Annotated in this window: 15 protein-coding genes; 13 read left to right on the forward strand and 2 right to left on the reverse strand. The window is 77.5% G+C overall.

The features are described from left to right. Positions 1-16: 16 nt before the first annotated feature. From cobO to VGL20_17245, 13 genes are all read left to right on the forward strand, one after another. A complete protein-coding gene (gene cobO, locus VGL20_17185) occupies positions 17-577 on the forward strand; it encodes a cob(I)yrinic acid a,c-diamide adenosyltransferase (GenBank protein HEY2705420.1) in 561 nt (186 codons plus the stop codon). Further along, entirely contained in the window at positions 578-4,357 is a 3,780-nt protein-coding gene (cobN, locus tag VGL20_17190; GenBank protein ID HEY2705421.1) for a cobaltochelatase subunit CobN, read from the forward strand. Beyond that, complete coding sequence (locus VGL20_17195; GenBank protein ID HEY2705422.1) at positions 4,354-6,564, forward strand: cobyrinate a,c-diamide synthase; 2,211 nt, start codon at positions 4,354-4,356, stop codon at positions 6,562-6,564. Before cobN ends, VGL20_17195 begins: the two co-directional genes overlap by 4 nt. Further along, positions 6,561-7,265 carry a precorrin-8X methylmutase gene (locus tag VGL20_17200; GenBank protein ID HEY2705423.1) on the forward strand — a complete coding sequence of 235 codons (705 nt, stop codon included), beginning with the start codon at positions 6,561-6,563 and terminating at the stop codon, positions 7,263-7,265. The genes VGL20_17195 and VGL20_17200 overlap by 4 nt, the downstream gene beginning before the upstream one ends. Then, entirely contained in the window at positions 7,262-8,500 is a 1,239-nt protein-coding gene (locus VGL20_17205; protein HEY2705424.1) for a cobalt-precorrin-5B (C(1))-methyltransferase, read from the forward strand. The genes VGL20_17200 and VGL20_17205 overlap by 4 nt, the downstream gene beginning before the upstream one ends. Beyond that, positions 8,497-9,765, forward strand: a complete 1,269-nt coding sequence (gene cbiE, locus VGL20_17210; GenBank protein HEY2705425.1) for a precorrin-6y C5,15-methyltransferase (decarboxylating) subunit CbiE — start codon at positions 8,497-8,499, stop codon at positions 9,763-9,765. The genes VGL20_17205 and cbiE overlap by 4 nt, the downstream gene beginning before the upstream one ends. Further along, positions 9,762-10,520 (forward strand): precorrin-2 C(20)-methyltransferase, encoded by a 759-nt coding sequence (locus tag VGL20_17215; protein HEY2705426.1) that lies wholly within the window; start codon positions 9,762-9,764, stop codon positions 10,518-10,520. Before cbiE ends, VGL20_17215 begins: the two co-directional genes overlap by 4 nt. Further along, a complete protein-coding gene (gene cobM / locus VGL20_17220) occupies positions 10,517-12,373 on the forward strand; it encodes a precorrin-4 C(11)-methyltransferase (GenBank protein ID HEY2705427.1) in 1,857 nt (618 codons plus the stop codon). The genes VGL20_17215 and cobM overlap by 4 nt, the downstream gene beginning before the upstream one ends. Before the next feature lie 11 nt (positions 12,374-12,384). Beyond that, entirely contained in the window at positions 12,385-13,143 is a 759-nt protein-coding gene (locus tag VGL20_17225) for a class I SAM-dependent methyltransferase (protein ID HEY2705428.1), read from the forward strand. A gap of 150 nt (positions 13,144-13,293) precedes the next feature. After that, complete coding sequence (locus tag VGL20_17230) at positions 13,294-13,554, forward strand: hypothetical protein (GenBank protein HEY2705429.1); 261 nt, start codon at positions 13,294-13,296, stop codon at positions 13,552-13,554. A gap of 30 nt (positions 13,555-13,584) precedes the next feature. Next, on the forward strand, positions 13,585-15,264 hold the full coding sequence (locus VGL20_17235; protein HEY2705430.1) for an ABC transporter substrate-binding protein: 1,680 nt from the start codon (positions 13,585-13,587) through the stop codon (positions 15,262-15,264). Beyond that, the gene (locus tag VGL20_17240) at positions 15,261-15,689 is read left to right on the forward strand and encodes a DUF202 domain-containing protein (protein HEY2705431.1); all 429 of its coding nucleotides are present in this window, start codon (positions 15,261-15,263) and stop codon (positions 15,687-15,689) included. Before VGL20_17235 ends, VGL20_17240 begins: the two co-directional genes overlap by 4 nt. Before the next feature lie 32 nt (positions 15,690-15,721). Continuing rightward, the gene (locus VGL20_17245; protein ID HEY2705432.1) at positions 15,722-16,120 is read left to right on the forward strand and encodes a DUF202 domain-containing protein; all 399 of its coding nucleotides are present in this window, start codon (positions 15,722-15,724) and stop codon (positions 16,118-16,120) included. A 46-nt stretch (positions 16,121-16,166) separates the two neighbouring features. Here the strand turns inward: VGL20_17245 and VGL20_17250 are convergent, their stop codons facing one another. Together VGL20_17250 and VGL20_17255 are read right to left on the reverse strand one after the other, a co-directional pair. Then, complete coding sequence (locus tag VGL20_17250; GenBank protein HEY2705433.1) at positions 16,167-17,219, reverse strand: N-acetylmuramoyl-L-alanine amidase; 1,053 nt, start codon at positions 17,217-17,219, stop codon at positions 16,167-16,169. A gap of 27 nt (positions 17,220-17,246) precedes the next feature. Continuing rightward, positions 17,247-18,146, reverse strand: a complete 900-nt coding sequence (locus VGL20_17255; protein HEY2705434.1) for a sulfite exporter TauE/SafE family protein — start codon at positions 18,144-18,146, stop codon at positions 17,247-17,249. Between the last annotated feature and the right edge of the window lie 37 nt (positions 18,147-18,183).

An 18,183-nucleotide genomic window follows, 5' to 3' on the forward strand; every position in this document is an offset into this window, starting at 1 on the left:
GCGCTTCGAGGAAGAGTTGGACCCCGAGCTCAAGAAGAACCGCCGCGGCATCATCCTGGTCTTCACCGGCAACGGGAAGGGCAAGTCCACCGCCGCCATGGGGCTGGCGCTGCGCGCCGCCGGCAACCGCATGCCGGTGCGCATCGTGCAGTTCATCAAGGGCAGCTGGAGGACCGGCGAGCGCACCGCCTTCACCGAGTGGGTGCCGGGCGTGGAGATCGCCGCCGAGGGTCGCGGCTTCACCATCGACAGCCTCCGCGACCCCCAGGTCAGCGACGAGGAGCACGCCGAGGCGGGCCGCAACGCGTGGGCGATCGCCGACGAGGCGGTGCGCGGCGGCGCCTACCGGGTGGTGGTCCTCGACGAGATCCTCGGCTCGATCACCGCCGGCCTCGTCCCCCTCGAGGAGGTGCTGCGGCTGATGCGCGAGAAACCCCGGGACGTGCACCTGGTGCTGACCGGGCGCAACGCCCCGCCCGAGGTGGTCGACCTGGCCGACTGCGTCACCGAGATGCGCGAGGTGAAGCACCACTACCGCGGCGCCGGCATCCCCGCGCAGCGCGGCATCGAGTTCTAGGTGATCGTCCTCGTCACCACCGCCGACACCGAGCTCATCGCCCTGGCGGCGGCGCGGCGGCGGCTGCCCGAGGGGTGCGCGGGGGCGGTGGGGCTGAGCTGCGCCGGCTGGACCGCCGAGGAGGTGCGCACCCGGCTGGAGCCGCTGCTGCCCGGCGCCGGCTGCGTCGCCCTCCGGCTGCTCGGTGGCCGCCGCGCCATCCCCGAGGCGGTCGACGCCATCGCCACCGCCTGCGCCGCCCACGGCGTCGCCCTGGTGGCCTGGCCCGGCGACCTCACCCCCGACGCCGAGCTCAGCGCCCTGACCACCCTGGACGCCGAGGTGGCGGGCAGCGGGTTCGCCTACCTGGTCCACGGCGGTGAGGCCAACGTCGCCCAGCTGGTGCGGCTGCTCAGCGACGCCACCTGCGGCACCGAGGTGGGCTGCGAGCCGCCCCGGCCGGTGCCCTGGGACGGCCGCCACCATCCCCGCGCGCCCGAGGACCCCGCCGCCGCCGAGGCCTGGTGGCGTGCCCACCTCGACCCCGCCGACGACCGCCCGGTGGTCGGGCTGATCTTCTACCGGGCCCACTGGATGACCGGCAACCTCGCCGTGGTCGACGCCCTGTCCGACGCCATCGAGGAGGCCGGGTGCCGGGCGCTGCCGGTGTTCTGCTACTCGCTGCGCACGGACGCCGGGGAGCCGGCCGCGTTCGCCCACCTCCGCGACGCCGGCGGCCGCCGGCTCTGCGACGCGCTGATCAGCACCCTCTCCTTCGCCATGGGCGAGCTTGCCGTGACCGGCCCCCAGGTGGCCGCGGAGTGGTCGGTCACGGCGCTGCGGAGGCTCGGCGTGCCGGTGGTGCAGGCGATCGCCGCCACCGGCTCGCGGGAGCGCTGGGAGCGCAGCGACGCCGGCCTCAGCCCCGTCGACGTGGTCATGAACGTCGCCCTGCCCGAGTTCGACGGCCGCATCGTGTCGGTGCCGGTCTCCTTCAAGGAGAGCGTCGGCGGGGTGACCCGCTACGTCCCCGACCTGGAGCGGGTGCGCCGCTGCGCCAGGCTCACCGCCCGGCTGGCGGGGCTGCGCCGCCTGCCCCGCGCCGAGGTGCGCCTCGCCGTGGTGCTGAGCAGCTACCCCACCAGGAACGCGCGGGTGGGCAACGCGGTGGGCCTCGACACCCCCGCCTCGGCGGTGCGCCTGCTCCGCGCGCTGCGCGACGACGGCTACGACCTCGGCGACGGGGAGCTCCCCGACGACGGCGACGCGCTGATGCACCGGCTGCTCGCCGGCGGCGGCTACGACCGCGAGTACCTCACCGCCGACCAGCTGGCGGCGGCGCCCGGGCACCTCTCCGCCGAGGCCTACCTGAGCTGGTTCGACACCGTGCCGGCGGCGGCCCGCGAGGAGATGCGGCGCAGCTGGGGCGAGCCCCCCGGCCGCCTCTACGCCCACGACGGCGGGCTCGCCTTCGCCGGCCTGCGCTTCGGCAACGTGCTGGTCTGCATCCAGCCGCCGCGCGGCTTCGGCGAGGACCCGGCGGCGATCTACCACAGCCCCGACCTGGCGCCCTCGCACCACTACCTCGGCTTCCACCGCTGGCTCGGCGACGGCTTCGGCGCCGCCGCGGTGGTGCACCTCGGCAAGCACGGCACCATGGAGTGGCTGCCGGGCAAGGCGCTGGGACTCTCCGCCGCCTGCTTCCCCGACCTCTGCATCGCCGACCTGCCGCTCTTCTACCCGTTCGTGGTCAACGATCCCGGCGAGGGCACCCAGGCGAAGCGGCGCGCCCACGCGGTGGTGGTCGACCACCTCATCCCGCCGGTGAGCACCGCCGACGCCTACGGTCCGATCGTCGCCGTCGAGCAGCTGATGGACGAGTACTACCAGGCCCAGGCGCTCGACCCCGACCGCCTCCCCCTCATCCAGGAGCGGATCTGGGAGGAGGTGCGCCGCGCCCACCTCGACGCCGACCTCGCCCAGGCCGCCGCCCCCGACGACTTCGACGCCTTCCTGCTGCGCATGGACGGCTACCTCTGCGAGATCAAGGACGCGCAGATCCGCAACGGCCTGCACGTGCTCGGCGCGCCCCCGGATGGCGAGGCGCTGCTCGACATGCTGCTCGCCTGCTCGAGCGTGACCGACGGCGGCGTGCCCGGGCTGGAGGACTCGCTCGCCGCCGCCTGCGGCCTCGACCTCGACGCCCTGCTCGCCGACCGCGGTGCGGCGGTGAGCACACCCGTCACTCCCGCGTTGCTGCCGTACGTGACAGGAACAGCGCGGGTTGCGGGCGACGTGGTGGAGGCGGTGCGCGGGCTCGCGCGAGCCCTGATCGCCGAGCTCGCCACCGCCGACTTCGACGCCGCGGTGATCCCCGCCCTGCTCGCCGCCACGGTGCCGTCCGGCGGCGCCCAGGCGGCGCTGGAGCAGCTCGCGACGGTGCTGTGGCCGGCGCTGCGGCGCACCACCGACGAGATCGACAACCTGCTCCACGGGCTGCGCGGCGGCTACGTGCCGGCGGGGCCGAGCGGCGCCCCCACCCGGGGAATGACCCACGTGCTCCCCACCGGCCGCAACTTCTACTCGGTCGACCCCAAGTCGCTGCCCACCGAGACCTCGTGGCGGGTGGGCAGCCGGCTCGCCGAGGCGGTGGTCGAGCGGCACCTCGCCGAGACCGGCGCGGCGCCGCGCAGCGTGGGCATCGTGGTCTGGGGCACCTCGGCGATGCGCACCGGCGGCGACGACATCGCCCAGGCCCTCAGGCTGCTCGGGGTGCGGCCGCGCTGGACCCGCGAGAACCGCCGGGTCTGCGGGCTGGAGCCGATCTCCCCCGACGAGCTGGGACGGCCGCGGGTCGACGTGGTGCTGCGGGTGAGCGGGTTCTTCCGCGACGCCTTCCCCAACCTCGTCCACCTCTTCGACGAGGCGGTGGAGATGGTCAGCGCGCTCGACGAGGACGGCTCCGTCAACCCGATCGCCGCCCGGGTCCGCGACCAGACCGGGCGGCTCGTCGCCGCCGGCCTCGACCCCGCCACCGCCGCCGAGCGCGCCCGCTACCGCATCTTCGGCAGCCGTCCCGGCGCCTACGGGGCGGGGGTGCTGCCCCTGCTCGACTCCGGGAACTGGCAGAGCGACGCCGACATCGCCGCGGTGTACACCGCCTGGGGCGCCCACGCCTACACCCGCGGACGCTACGGGGTCTCCGCCGAGGAGCAGTTCCGCAGCTGCTTCAGCAGCATCGCGGTGGCGATCAAGAACCAGGACAACCGCGAGCACGACATCTTCGACAGCGACGACTACCTCCAGTACCACGGCGGCATGATCGCCTGCGTGCGCGCGCTCACCGGCACCGCGCCGCGCGCCTACTTCGGCGACAGCGCCGACCCCGCCCGCGCCCGGGTGCGCGACCTCGCCGAGGAGGCGCGGAGGGTGTTCCGCGCCCGGGTGGTCAACCCGAAGTGGCTGGCGGCGATGCGCCGGCACGGCTACAAGGGCGCCTTCGAGATGGCTGCCACCGTCGACTACCTCTACGGCTACGACGCCACCGCAGGCATCGTCGAGGGCTGGATGTACGCGCAGGTCGCCGACGAGTACGTGCTCGGCGAGGTCTCGCAGGAGTTCGTGCGCCGGAGCAACCCCTGGGCGCTGAAGGCGATGGCCGAGAAGCTCCTGGAGGCGGCGGCGCGCGGGCTCTGGGACGACGCCGACGACGAGCGCCTGCGCCGGCTGCGGGCGGTGGCCACCGAGGTCGACGCCCAGCTCGAGGCGGGGATGACCCCGGCCGCGGCGGTGCCGACGTGAGCCCGCCGGCGCCGGTGGTGCTGGTCGCCCACGGCACCCGCGACGAGGCCGGTCGCGACGAGCTGCGGGCGCTCACCCGGGCGGTGGCCGCGAGCGCCGGCGCACCGGTCCGCTGCGGGGTCATCGAGTACCCGGCGGCGGAGCTCGAGCCGGTCTTCGCCAGCCTCGCCGCCGCCGCCGCGGACGCGCTCCGGCTCGGCGGCGCAGAGGTGCGGCTGGTGCCGCTCCTGCTCTTCCCCGCCGGCCATGCCGGCGAGGACATGGCGGTGGTGATCCGGGGCGCCCGGCTGCTCCACCCCCGGGTGCGCTGGCGCTGCGCCCCGCTGCTCCGCCCCGCGCCGGCGCTGCTCGCCGCCCTCGGCGAGCGGGTGCGCGCCGCCGACACCGAGCTCGGCGGCCGCGCCGAGGCGGTGCTGGTGGTGGGACGCGGCACCGGCTCGGCGCACGCCAACCGCCGGCTCGACCGGCTGGTGGCCGCCCGCCTCCACGCCGCCGACGGCCGCCCGGTGGCGCACGCCTTCGCCTCGCTCGCCCCGCCCGGCGTCGCCGCCGCCCTCGAGGCGCTGCACCGGGGGGGCGTGACCAGCGCGGTGGTGGCGCCGTACCTGCTCAACCAGGGGCTGATCGCCCGGCGCATCCGCCGCGAGGCCGTCGCCACCGCGGCGCGGCTGGGCATGCGGGTGGCCGTGGCGGAGCACCTCGGCCTCCACCCCGCGGTGGTCGCCTACCTGCGCGCCCGGGCCCGGGGCGGGCGGGCGGCGGGCACGGCCGCGGCGGTGACCGCGACCCCGCTGCGCCCGGGGGGAGCCCGTCTGCCCCGGCCGATCGTGGTCGCGGGATGCGCCAGCGGCACCGGCAAGAGCACCCTGGCCCTGGGGCTGATGGCGGCGTTCCGCGCCCGCGGGCTGCGCGTCCAGCCGTTCAAGGTCGGCCCCGACTACATCGACCCGCTCCACCACAACGCCGTCGCCGGGCGGGTCTCGCGCAACCTCGACTCGGTGCTCTGCGACCCCCGCAGCCTCCCCGCCCTCGCCGCCCGGGCCGCCGCGGGGGCGGACGTGGCCGTGGTCGAGGGGGTGCTCGGCCTCTTCGACGGCCGTCTCGACGGCGGCGACGCCGGCAGCACCGCCGAGGTGGCCCGGCTCGTCGACGGGGTGGTGGTGCTGGTGGTCGACGCCGCCCGGGCGGCCCGCTCGGTGGGCGCGGTGGCGCTCGGGTTCGCCCGCTTCGACCCCCGGGTGCGCATCGAGGCGGTGGTGCTGAACCGGGTGGGCTCGGAGCGCCACGCCCGGACCGCGACCGAGGCGGTCGAGTCCGCCACCGGCATCCCCGTGCTCGGCTGCATCCCCCGCGACGACGAGCTGACCCTGCCGGAGCGCTATCTCGGGCTGGTGCCCCCCCAGGAGCGCCCCCACCCGCCCCGCTGGGCGGAGCGGCTCGGCGCCACCGTCGAGCACGCGCTCGACCTCGACACCCTGCTCCGGCTCGCCGGCGCCGGCCGCGGCCCGGTCGGCGATCCCGACCACGACCCCTTCGCGCCGCCGGTGGCGCCGGCCCGCGCCCGGGTGGCGGTGGCCCGTGACGGCGCCTTCACCTTCCACTACGCCGACGCCCTCGAGCTGCTCGCCGCCCGGGGCGCCGAGCTGGTGCCCTTCTCGCCCCTCGGCGACACCGCCCTCCCCGAGTGCGACGCCCTCTGGCTGCCGGGTGGCTTCCCGGAGCGGTTCGCCACCACCCTCGCCGCCAACGTGCCGATGCGCGCGTCGGTGGCGGCGGCGCTGCGCGCCGGGCTGCCCGCGGTCGCGGAGTGTGGCGGCGCCATGTACCTCGGCACCGCGATCACCACCGAGGACGGCGAGCGCCATCCGATGTGCGGGGTGCTCCCCTACGGCACCCGGATGGGGGCTGGGCGCGCGCTCGGCTACCGCACCGCCACCGCGCTGCGGCCGTCGCCCCTCTTCCGCGACGGCGACACCGTCACCGGACACGAGTTCCACTGGTCGGCCGCGGACCCGGGGGTGGAGCCGGCGAGCGCCGCCTGGTCGGTGGCCGGCGGCGGCGGAGCCGAGGGCCATGCCACCCCGACGCTGCTCGCCTCGTACATCCACCTCCACCTGTGCGGCGTCCCCGCCGCCGCCGCCCGGCTGGTGGCCGCGGGGGAGCGGCACCGCCGCGGCGCGGGGCTGGCCGGGGCGCGGGCTCGGTGACCGTCCCCGGCGAGGGCCGGGCGCTGGCCGCGCTGGGGCTGCCCGCGGCCGAGATCGAGGCGCTGAGCATGGCCCGGCTGCGCGCCGCCGCCACGGTGGCGCTGCCGCCCCCTCCCGCCGAGCAGGTGGCGCTGCGGATGGCCTACGCCGCCGGCGACCCCGGGCTGCTCGCCGAGCTGGTGGTGCCGGTGGCGGCGGTCGAGGCGGCGACGGCGGCGCTGGGCTGCCGGGCGGCGGTGATCTGCGACGTCGCCATGGTCGCCGCCGGCGCCCGAGCGTGGCTGGCGCGGCTGGGGATCGAGCCGCTGGTCGCGGTCGAGGCCGCCGGCCGCCCCCTCCCCGACCTGGTCGGAGCGGCGACCCGGGCGGCGGCGGCGGGGAGCAGCCGCAGCGCCCGCGGCCTGCTCGCCCTCGCCGCCGAGATCGGCGGCGCGGTGGTGGTGATCGGCAACGCCCCCACCGCCCTGCTGGCGCTGCTCGACGCCCTCGCCGACGGCGCCCCGCCGCCGGCCGCGGTGGTGGCGAGCTGCTGCGGGCTGGTCGCCGCCGCCGAGGCCAAGGAGCTGCTCCTCGCCGGGGCGCCGGCGCCGTCGATCGTGGTGCGGGGCACCCGTGGGGGCTCGGCGACCGCCGCCGCCGCCCTCAACGCCCTCTGCGCGCTGGCCGCCGCCCGGTCCGGGGCGGGACACTCCGCGCCATGACCGGTCTGCGCGAGACCGGCGGCCCGGGGAGCGCGGCCGCCGACGAGGAGGGCTACTCGCCCGCGCCCCGCCGCCGCCGCGGGCTGCGCAGCGGCTTCACCACCGGGGCCTGCGCCGCCGCCGCCACCCGGGCCGCCTGCCTCCACCTGGTCGGCGGCGCGCCTGCGGCGGAGGTGGGGATCGCCCTGCCCGCCGGCTTCGAGCAGAGCTTCGCGGTCGAGGACCCCCGCGCCGGCGAGGGCTGGGCCTCGGCGGTGGTGGTGAAGGACGCCGGCGACGACCCCGACGTCACCCACGGCGCCCGGGTCACCGCCACCGTGGCCTGGACGGCCGAGCCCGGGCTGGCGCTGCGCGGCGGCGAGGGGGTGGGCACCGTCACCCTGCCCGGGCTCGGTCTCGAGGTGGGTGGCCCGGCGATCAACGCGGTGCCCCGGCGGATGATCGGCGAGGCCGCGGCGGAGGCGGTGGCCGCGGCCGCCGCCCGGGGGCGCGGGCTCGAGGTGACGATCGCGGTCCCCGGCGGCGAGGTGATGGCGCGGAAGACCATGAACCCGCGCCTCGGGGTGCTCGGCGGCATCTCCATCCTCGGCACCACCGGGGTGGTCCACGCCTGGTCGACCGCCTCCTGGCGGGCCAGCGTGGTCCAGGCGGTGGGGGTGGCGGTGGCCAACGGCGCCGACCACCTGGTGCTCAGCACCGGCGGGCGCAGCGAGCGCTACGCGAAGGGCCGGCTCCCCGGGCTGCCCGACATCGCCTTCGTCGAGATGGGGGAGTTCGCCGGCCACGCCCTCGACCGGGCCTGCGAGCTCGGGGTCCGACGCGTCACCCTGGCGGGGATGGTCGGAAAGCTCGCCAAGCTCGCCCAGGGGCAGTTCCAGCTCCATGTCGCCGGCGGCGGCGTCGACCCGGTGCTGCTCGCCGACCTGGCGGTGCGCGCCGGCGCCGGCGAGCCCCTGGCGGCTCGGGTGCGCGGCGCCAACACCGCCCGCCACGCCCAGGAGATGGTGCTGGAGGCGGGGGTGCGCGGCTTCTTCGACGAGCTCTGCGCCACCGCGGCGCGGCGCTGCCACGAGCGCACCGGCGGGGCGGTGGCGGTGGAGGCCTGGTGCTTCGACCCCGACAGCGGGGAGCTGCTCGGCTCCGGCGAGGCCGGGCTCGAGCAGCCAGGGGGAGGGCTGCCATCCGAGTCCCCCCACCGGGCGGGTGAGCGCCCAGAGAAAGGGACGATGTCATGAGCACCCAGCCGGTGGTGGTGGTCGGGGTGCCGGTCGCCGGCATCGTCGCCCTCGACGAGCGCGGCCGTGAGCTGGTGGCCGCCGCCACCCTGCTCTGCGGCGGGCGCCGGCACCTCGACGAGGTCCCCGCCCACGGCGAGGAGCGGGTCGAGATCGGCGACGTCGGCGCCTGCGTCGGCCGGCTGCGGCAGCGCCGGCCGGAGGAGCTGGCGGTGGTGCTCGCCACCGGCGACCCGCTGCTCTTCGGCATCGGCGCCACCCTGGTGCGCGAGCTCGGCGCGGCCGAGGTGACGATCATCCCCGCGGTGTCGGCGGTGCAGGAGGTGTTCGCCCGCGCCCGGCTGCCCTGGCACGGCTGCCGCCTGCTCAGCGCCCACGGGCGCGACCCCGCGACCGCCCTCGCCGGCGCCCTCGCCGGCGGCCCCGCCGCGATCCACTGCGACGGCGTCAACTCCCCCCAGCGGCTCGCCGCCACCCTGCTCGAGGCGGGGATGGAGGACTGCCGGGCGGTGGTCGGCGAACGCCTCGGCGGGCCGGTGGAGCGGGTGGTCGACACCACCCTGTCGGCGGTGGCCGCGGGCAGCTGGGACGGCAACAGCGTGCTCCTGCTCGACCGAGCCGGGCCCGCCACGGCGGCGGCGCCCGCCGTCGAGTTCGGCCGCCCCGAGGGCCGCTTCGCCCACAGCGGCGGGATGATCACCCGCGCGGAGGTGCGGGCGGTGGTGCTCGCCCGGCTCCGGCCGGCGGGCGCGGCGGTGATCTGGGACGTCGGCGCCGGCTCCGGGTCGATCGGGATCGAGGCGGCCGGCCTCGCCCCCGGGGCCCGGGTCTGGGCCGTCGAGCGCGACCCCGACCAGCTGGTCCACCTCCGCGCCAACGCCGCCGACCTCGCCCCCGGCCGGGTCGAGGTGGTCGAGGGTGCCGCCCCCGAGGCGCTGAGCGGCCTTCCCGTGCCCGACCGGGTGGTGGTGGGCGGCCACGGCGGCCGCCTCGGCGAGATCCTCGGCACCGTCCGCGCCCGGATCCGCCCCGGCGGCCGGGTGGTGGGCTCCTTCGCGACCCTCGACGCCGTGCTGGTCGCGCGCGCCGCCCTCGGCGACTGGTCGCCCGAGGTCAGCCAGCTGTCGGTGGCCCGCGGCGTCGCCGCCGGCCGGGGGCTGCGGCTGCGCGCCGAGGACCCCGTCTTCGTGGTGAGCGCGACCCGCCCCTCCCACCCCGCGGATGCCGCACCCGGCCACCGCGAAGCCGCGGAAACCGTGGGGTGAGCTCGCTCGACAGCCTCGCCGCCGGCCTGCTCGGCGACCACCCCCGTCCCGGCACCCTCTACGGGATCGGCGCCGGGCCCGGCGACCCCGGGCTGCTCACCCTGCGGGCGGCGGCGCTGCTCCAGCGCCTCGACGTGGTGGCCGTGCCCCGCAGCAGCCGGGGCCGGGGGGTGGCCGCCCGGGCGCTCGACGGCCACCCGGGGCCCGGCCGCCTGCTCGAGCTGATCAGTGACATGCCGGCGGACCCGGAGGCGGTGGAGCGCGGCTGGCGGGCGCGGGTGGCGCCGCTGGTCGCCGCCCTCGACGAGGGCCGGAGCGTGGGGATGGTGACCGACGGCGACCCCTCCCTCTACAGCACCTTCGCCCACGCCGCCGCGGCGGTGCTGGAGGCGCGCCCCGCCACCGCGCTCGCGGTGGTCCCGGGGGTGCCGGCGATGTGCGCCGCCGCCGCGGTCGAGGGGCGGCCCCTGGCGGTGGGCGGCGAGCGCATCGCCGTGCTCCCCGCCTCGCGGCTCCGCGAGGGCGAGCTCGAGGCGGCGCTGGCGGCGTCCGACACCGTGGTGCTGCTCAAGGCGGGGGCCGCCATCGGCCGGCTGCGGACGCTGCTCGAGGGTCCCGCCCGGGGCTGGTCGGTGCGGTACGCGCGCCGGGTGGGGCTGGAGGGCGAGACCCACGCCGACAGCCTCGACGGCGCCGGCGCCGACTACATGGCGCTGGTGATCCTCCGCCGGCCCGTCGCCGGGCGGGCCGGATGAGCCGCGCGCTCCGAGGCGGGACCGTCTACGTGGTCGGCGCCGGTCCCGGCGACCCCGACCTGCTCACCCTGCGCGCCCGTCGCGTCCTCGAGGCGGCGGGCACCGTGGTCTACGCCGACTCGCTCGTCGACCCGCGGCTGCTGGAGGCGGTGCGCCCCGAGGCGGTGGTGCGGGGCACCAGCGGGATGACCCTCGAGCCGATCGTCGAGCTGCTGGTGGCGGCGGCGCGGCGGGGCGAGGTGGTGGCCCGGGTGCACAGCGGCGACCCCGGCATCTACGGCGCCATCGCCGAGCAGCTGGCCCGCCTCGACCAGGCCGGGGTGCCCTGGGAGGTGATCCCCGGGGTGCCCTCGCCGATGGCGGCAGCGGCGGCCCTCGGCTGCGAGCTCACCGTGCCCGGGGTCGCCCAGGCGGTGGTGATCTGCCGGGTCGGCGGCCGCACCCCGATGCCCCCCGGCCAGGACCTCCGCGCCCTCGCCCGGCCCGGGGTCTCGCTCTGCATCCTGCTCAGCGCCGCCTACGCCGCCGAGGTGACGTCGGCGCTGCGGCAGGGCGGGGTGGAGGACTCGACTCCCGCGGTGATCGCGGAGCGGGTCTCCTGGCCGGACGAGCGGGTGAGCTGGGGTACGGTGGGCGACCTCGCCGCCCGGCTGCGCGAGCTCGGCATCCGCCGCCAGGCGCTGGTGCTGGTGGGGCCGGCCTTCCGGCCCGCCTCGGCGCGGCTGCGCTCCTCCCTCTACAGCCCCGACCACGCCCACGTCTTCCGCCCCTCGGGCTCGCCCGGGAACGGCGCCGGGGGCGGCGGCGAGGTCGCCGTGTACGCGCTCACCGCGGCCGGCGCCGCGGTCGGGGCACGGGTGGCGGCAGCGGTCGGCGGCGCCCGCCTCCACCTGCCGGCGCGGCTGGCCGGGGCGGTGCCCGGGGCCCGGGCGGAGAGCGGAGGCGCCCGCGGCGTCGTCGCCCGGCTGGTGGCCACCCACGCGGCGGTGGTGCTGGTGATGGCCACCGGGGCGGCGGTCCGGCTGATCGCGCCCCACCTCGCCGACAAGGTGCGCGACCCCGCGGTGGTGGCGGTCGACGACCTCGGCCGCTGGGCGGTGCCGCTGGCGGGCGCCCACGCCCGGGGTGGCAACCGGCTCGCCCGGCAGGTGGCCGCCGCCCTCGGGGCCGAGGCGGTGGTGACGACCGCGAGCGACGGCCGGCCCTGGCCCGCGCCCGACGCGGTCGCCGCCGCCCGGGGCTGGCGCGCCGAGGACCGGCGCGGGCTCGCCGCGGTGACCGCGGCCCTGCTCGACGGCGACCCGGTCGGCCTCGTCCAGGAGTGCGGCGAGCCCTGGGAGGCGGCCGGCGACTGGCCCGCCGCGCTGCGCCGCCATCCCGACCTCGACGCCCTCCGCGCCGCCGCACCCCGGGCCGCGATCGTGATCAGCGACCGTCCCGTCGAGGCCGGGCCGGGGTGGCTGGTGCTGCGCCCGCCCACCGCCGTGCTCGGGGTCGGCTGCGAGGCCGGGGTCGGCGACGACGAGCTCGCCGGGGCGGTCGACGCCGCCCTCGCCGAGGCCGGGCTCAGCCCGCTGGCGGTCGCCGGCGTCGGCACCCTCGACCGCAAGTGCGACGAGCCCGCGCTCCGCCGGCTCTGCGCCGAGCGCGGCTGGCCGCTGCGCGGTCACCCCGCCGAGGTGCTGGCCGCGGTGGCGGTGCCCACCCCCTCGGCGGTGGTCGCCCTGGCGGTGGGCACCCCGTCGGTGAGCGAGGCGGCGGCGCTGCTCGGCGCCCCCGGCGGGGCCCTCCGACTCGCCAAGCGGGTGCGCGGCCGGGTCACCGTCGCCATCGCGGCACTCGTGCCCGGCTAGACTCCGCGCCGATGTCCCAGGCGCCGCCGACCGAGAGCCGCTCGATGGAGAAGGCGGCTCGCTGCGGCGAGCCGTCCTACGTCTGGCGGGCCGGCCAGGAGCGCCGGCTGGCGATGATCCGCGACGCGGTGCCGGAGCTGGCGAGCGCCCGGGTGCTCGAGATCGGCTGCGGCGTGGGCCGCTACGTCGAGCGGCTGAGCCCCCTCGCCCGGGTCGTGGTCGGGCTCGAGTACGACCGCGAGCGGGCCGTCGAGGCGGCGGCCAGGCTCGACCCGCCGCTGGTGGTCAACGGCGCCAACGAGCACCTGCCCTTCCCCGACGCCAGCTTCGACGTGGTGCTCACCAACGAGGTCATCGAGCACGTGGCCGACGACCGGGTCTCGGCGGCGGAGATGGTGCGGGTGCTGAGCCGCGGCGGCCGGGTAGTGCTCTTCTGCCCCAACCGCTGGTACCCGGTCGAGCAGCACGGCGTCTACTGGCGGGGGACCTACCGCTTCGGCAACAAGCCCCTGGTCAACTACCTGCCCGACCCGCTCCGCAACCGCCTCGCCCCCCACGTGCGCGCGTACACCCGCCGGGGGCTGCTCCGGCTCTTCGCCGGGCAGCCGGTGCAGGTGGTCCACCACGGGCGCATCTTCGGCGGGTACGACAACATCGTCGCCCGGCTCGGCGGCGCCGGGAGGGTGCTGCGCCGCGCCCTCCAGGGAGCCGAGGGCACCCCCGTCGACGTCCTCGGCCTCTCCCACTTCCTCGTCCTCGAGCGCTACTGAACACCGTTTCTTTACAGGGTGGGGAGCGGTGTGCAGGATAGGGGGACGGCCCGAGCCCTCTCTCCTGTCGTGCGTCGGCGACGCAATTGACCGGATTGAGGTCTCTGCCGCAGGCACCCGTGGGGCGGGAGTAGGGAGTAACGATCTGTCATGGCCACCACCATCCCGTTGGAACGTGAGCGGGCGGCGAGCGCGGCGCCGTCCAGGGAGCGCCGGGACCTCACCACCCGGGCCCTGCGGGACGCCGTCGCGGCGTGGTTCCGCATCCACCCGGCCAGGCTCGCCGCGCTCGACGCCCACACCGTCGAGCGGATGGCCCTCCGCCTCGAGGGACGGCGGCAGCACCGCTCGCTGGACGGCCTCGACGGGGTCTGCCCGGTGCCCGAGGGCAGGCATCCCTGGGCCGGCTGACTCCCGGGCCGCGGGGGTACGCTGAGCCCGATGCTCAGCCTGGCTGATCCCGCCGTCAGCGGCGGCGGGATCGAGGCGCTTCCGCTGCCGGTGCGTGCCGGGCTCCTCGCCGCCCTCACCGTCCTCGCCCTCGGCACCCTCGCGCTCGGGGCCCGCGAGCAGTGGCGGGAGGGCGACATCCCCGGGCCCGCGCCGGCGGACGCGAACCACTGGTGGCGCACCGCCCGGGTGCTGCTGCCGCTGGAGGCGGCGGTCGGCCTGGTGGCGCTGGTCTCGGCGGCCGTCCTCGGCGGGGTCGCCACCCCGCCCGGCCCTCCCTCGGTCGCCGCGGCGCCGGCCGGGCCGCCCCTGCTGGTCAGCGCCGCCGGCGGGCACCAGGTGCCGATCGCGATCGCCCCCGGCCTCCCCGGCCCCAACCGGGTGGTGGTGGGGGTGCAGGACGTCGACGCGGACGGGGTCGTCCGGCCCGCGGCCGGGGTCACCGGGGTGACCCTGAGCCTCGACTGCGGAGGATGCGGCACGGCGCCGGCGTCGCTGCGTCTCGAGCCCGCCGGCGGCCCCTGGCACGCCGCCACCGTCACCCTGGCCGCGGGGTCCTGGACGCTGACGGCGGTGGTGGACTCGCCGGGCCCGGTCGCCGCCCGGCCGGTGACCACCGGCATCGAGCCGCCCCGCCCCGGCGAGCTCCTCGTCGGGGTCGTCGCCGATCTCTCCGGCCCCGACGGCGGTGCCTGCCAGAACCGCGCCCTCGGCGTCGAGCTGGCCCTGGCGAGCGCCGGCGGCGCGGTCCCGCCGCGGCTGGTGCTCGACGACATCGCCCCCGCCGGCGCCGGGGCGGCCGCCGAGCGGCTCGCGGCCCGGGGCGTCCACGTCCTCGCCACCCCCTGCGGCGGGGCCGGCACCCTGGGCGCCGTCGCCGCCGTCGCGACCCGCCTGCACCTGCCGCTGGTGGGAGCGCTCCGCTCCGAGGGCCCCTCGGCCTACCTCTGGCGCACCGGCGTCGACCAGGAGGCGGAGGGTGCCGCCCTGGCCGGCCGGGTCCGCGACCGGGGGGCGGGCGGGGCGCTGGTCCTGGTCGGCCCGCGGCCCGAGCAGGCGGTCGAGGCGGCCGCGGTGGAGCGGGGCCTCGGCGCCGCCGGGCTCGCCCATCGCAGCCTCGCGCTCGCCGGCGCCGACCCCGCCGGGCTCGCCGCCGAGCTGCGCGCGCGCCACCCCGACGCGCTCGTGATCGTCGCCTCGCCACGCCGTGCCCTCCCCGTGGTCGAGGCGGTGAGCCGCGGCGGCTGGCTGCCCTCGCGGGGAGTGGTCGCGTCCTCCGACCTGCTCTCGGCCGCCTTCGTCGCGGAGGCGGCGCCGCTCCTGCGCGGCACCGCCCTGTCGATCGCCGGTGAGCTCGACCCCGCCGACCCGGCGTCCCGTGCGTATCTCGAGGCGCTCCACCGGCGGCTCCCGCTGCGCACCCCCGGCATCGAGGGCACCCGCGGCTGGTACAGCGGGCTGCTGGTCGACCGCGCCGCCTCCGTGGCCGCGGCCGACCCCTCGCCGGCGGGGCTCGAGCACGCCCTGCAGACCGCCTTCACCGGCTACGACCTCGGGCTGTTCCGGCTCGGCTGGGACGCCGGCGGCGGTGGCCCCGAGCAGCTCGCCTTCTTCCGGCCCGGCGGCGGCGCGCGGCTGCTCCGCGACGGCCCCCCGGTGGCGCTGCGATGAGCCCCGGCCGGCGGCGGCTGGCGGCCATCCTCGGCACCGGCCCGGTGCCCCCGGACGCCGGCCGGGGAGGGGGTGAGGGGGTGCGCACCCGCGACCACCTCGCCAACTCTCGCACCTTCCTCGCCTGGATGCGGCTGGCGCTGACCCTGGTCGCCGCCGGGCTGTCCATCGACAAGCTGGACGTGCTGCTCTCCCTCACCCACGGGCACTCCGACGCCGGCGCCGGCGACAACCGCGGCGCGGCGCTGGCGCTGGTGGTCGCCGGCGGGGTCCTCGCCAACCTCGCCTTCGCCCGCTTCCTGCTCCAGCGGCGGGTCATCGAGGGGCCGGCGCTGCGCTCCCGGGTGCTCCTGGATGCGACCCTGATCGGGATCGCCGGGGTGACCGGCGTGCTGATGACGCTGCTCGTGCTCCGCACCCGCTGACCGGCCCCGGCAGGGGCCACAATCCGCCGGGTATGGCCGACCAGGAGCCGCTCCGATCCGACGAGACCCGACCGCGCGAGCACCTCGCCAACGAGCGCACCCTGCTCGCCTGGGCGCGGACCGCGGTCACCCTCATCGCCCTCGGCTTCGGGGTCTCGCGGTTCGACGTCTTCCTCCGCGAGCTGCGGATGTCGAACGGCCGCTCCGCCCGGCTCAGCGCCGCCTTCTCCGCGGCGATCGGCCTGGTCTTCGTGCTCGCCGGCCTGCTCACCGCCGCCGCCGGCGTGGTGCGCTTCCTCCAGGGCCGGCGGCAGATCGAGGCGGCCCGCTTCGAGGCGCCGCTGTGGCCGTACCTGCTGCTCACCCTGCTGATGTGCGGCATCGGCCTGGCCCTGGCGGTCTACCTGGTCGCCGACGTCGCTCGTTCCTGACCGAGATCGACGATCTCGGCGGTGGCGCGGCCGGCCGCATCTGGATCTAGAACCAGAGCTCGTCGTAGACCGAGCGGCGGTGGGGCACCTTGCGGCTGCGCTCGAGCAGGCGGCGCCGCCGTGCCTGTCGCCGGCGCCTCCGGAAGAGCGTCTCCTCGATCCGCCGCACCGGATGCAGCCGGGCCAGCGGGACCATCACCGCGCGAGCCGCCGTGAGCGTCGCCGGGCGCAGCCGGTGGCGCAGCAGCCAGAGCACCCCGAGCAGGCCGGCGAGCACCAGCAGCCGGCCGTGGGGGATCCCCAGCGCCGCCGCCAGCGGGGAGCGACCGGGGCTGGCGGCGGTCTGCGCCCCCTGCGGATGGGCCGCGTCCCAGGCGTCGAGCTGATGCCTGCGGGTCAGCACCGCGGGGTCCTGGGCTTCGACCGCGTCGCGCACCGCGGCGGCGATCGCGTCGCGCACCTCGGGACGCTGCAGCAGGTCGGCCTCGCGCGGGTTGCTGAGGTACATCGGCTCGATCGTCACCGCCGGCATCACCGCGTGCACCCAGAGGTTGTCGCGGAGGATGACCCCGTCGTTGGGCACCGCGTAGGGCTTGAGCCGTTTCTCCAGGCTGGCGATCATCCGGTCGGCGAAGGGGTGGCTGTCCTCGTTGGGATAGAGCACCACCGAGCCGGCGGCCGTGGGATCCGTCCAGGAGTTGCCGTGGATGCTGACGAACAGCTGGGCGTGGGCGGCGATCGCCGTCTCCATCCGCGGGCTGATGTCGAGGTACCGGTCGCGGTCGCGGGTCATCACCACCTGCACCCGGTCACGCTCCAGGAGGGCGCGGACGCGGCGGGCGGTGTCGAGGGCGTAGTCCTTCTCCAGCAACCCGTTCTGGGCCACCGAGCCGGGGTCGAAGAGCTGGTCGGGATGGTCGTTGTCGGGGACGCCGCCGTGGCCGGGGTCGAGCGCCACCACGTAGGCCGCGGGCCGGGTCGAGGGCGCCGGGCCGGTGGCGGCGCGGGCGTGCGTCGACGGCGCGAGGGAGGCCGTCATCAGGACGGCGACCGGGGCGCAGGCGAGGACGTGGAGAAAACGTTTGGCCCGGTGGCTCATCGCCACCAGCGAGTATATGCGTCCTCGCTAACCCTTCGATGACACCGCGGTGATGAATCCGAGCCCGGCGCTGCCCATGTAGAGGGTCGCCGAGACCAGCAGGGCGTTGAAGAGCAGCCGCAGCCGGCCCTGGGAGAGGAGGGTCACCGCCCGGGCGCCGAGCTGCGAGCCGACCACGCCCCCGCAGATCAGCGGGAGGCCCAGCCGCAGGATCGTTCCGACGTGGATGTCGCCGGCGATCACGTGACCGATGGCGCCGGAGACGCCGTTGCCCATGATCGCCACCAGGTCGCTGCCCACCGCCACCTGCATCGGGGCGTGGACGACCCCGACCAGCAGGGGCACCAGGATGAACCCGCCGCCGACTCCGAAGAGCCCGGAGACCAGCCCCACCGAGGCGCCGATCAGCGCCGCGCGGGGAATGCGGACGGTGTAGCGGTAGATCCGCCCGCGGACGCTGCGGACGCGCTCCAACCGGAGCGGCCGCAGCGCCCACGGGGGCGGCTCCGGCGCCGGGGCGGCGGGGAGGCCGGCGGCGGGCGCGGTCTCGTGGGAGGGGGCGTGGACGGTGCTGAAGAAGACCAGCACCGACACCAGCAGCAGTGCCACCATCAGCTCCAGGGCCTGGCTGGGGAGCCGGTGGCTGAGCTGGCTGCCCAGCTGGGCGGCGACGATGCCCGGTCCCATCAGGATGAGCCCGAGGGGCAGGTCGATGGTGCCCTGGCGAAGGTGGCGAAGCACCCCCGACCCCGCCACCACGACCACGTAGGCGAGGCTGAGCGACACCGCGACGTGGATGTTCATGCCGATCGCCACCAGCAGCGGCACGGTCACGAACCCACCCCCCGCTCCGAGCATCCCGGCGAGCCCCCCGGTGATCAGGCCGATGACCACGAGCTCGACGACCAGGACCGTGGACAGGTGCATGTTCCCCCTCTGGGACTCGAGATCCTCGCCCCCCACT

This window comes from Candidatus Dormiibacterota bacterium, assembly GCA_036495095.1.
In the GTDB taxonomy this organism is placed as follows: Bacteria; Chloroflexota; Dormibacteria; order Aeolococcales; family Aeolococcaceae; genus CF-96.

Coding starts and splice junctions, on each gene's coding strand:
- cbiE (HEY2705425.1), top strand. CDS start 8,497: ATGAGCACCCAGCCGGTGGTGGTGGTCGGGGTGCCGGTCGCCGGCATC.
- VGL20_17255 (HEY2705434.1), bottom strand. CDS start 18,146: ATGCACCTGTCCACGGTCCTGGTCGTCGAGCTCGTGGTCATCGGCCTG.
- VGL20_17230 (HEY2705429.1), top strand. CDS start 13,294: ATGGCCACCACCATCCCGTTGGAACGTGAGCGGGCGGCGAGCGCGGCG.
- VGL20_17250 (HEY2705433.1), bottom strand. CDS start 17,219: ATGAGCCACCGGGCCAAACGTTTTCTCCACGTCCTCGCCTGCGCCCCG.
- VGL20_17245 (HEY2705432.1), top strand. CDS start 15,722: ATGGCCGACCAGGAGCCGCTCCGATCCGACGAGACCCGACCGCGCGAG.
- VGL20_17205 (HEY2705424.1), top strand. CDS start 7,262: ATGACCGGTCTGCGCGAGACCGGCGGCCCGGGGAGCGCGGCCGCCGAC.
- VGL20_17225 (HEY2705428.1), top strand. CDS start 12,385: ATGTCCCAGGCGCCGCCGACCGAGAGCCGCTCGATGGAGAAGGCGGCT.
- cobM (HEY2705427.1), top strand. CDS start 10,517: ATGAGCCGCGCGCTCCGAGGCGGGACCGTCTACGTGGTCGGCGCCGGT.
- VGL20_17235 (HEY2705430.1), top strand. CDS start 13,585: ATGCTCAGCCTGGCTGATCCCGCCGTCAGCGGCGGCGGGATCGAGGCG.
- VGL20_17240 (HEY2705431.1), top strand. CDS start 15,261: ATGAGCCCCGGCCGGCGGCGGCTGGCGGCCATCCTCGGCACCGGCCCG.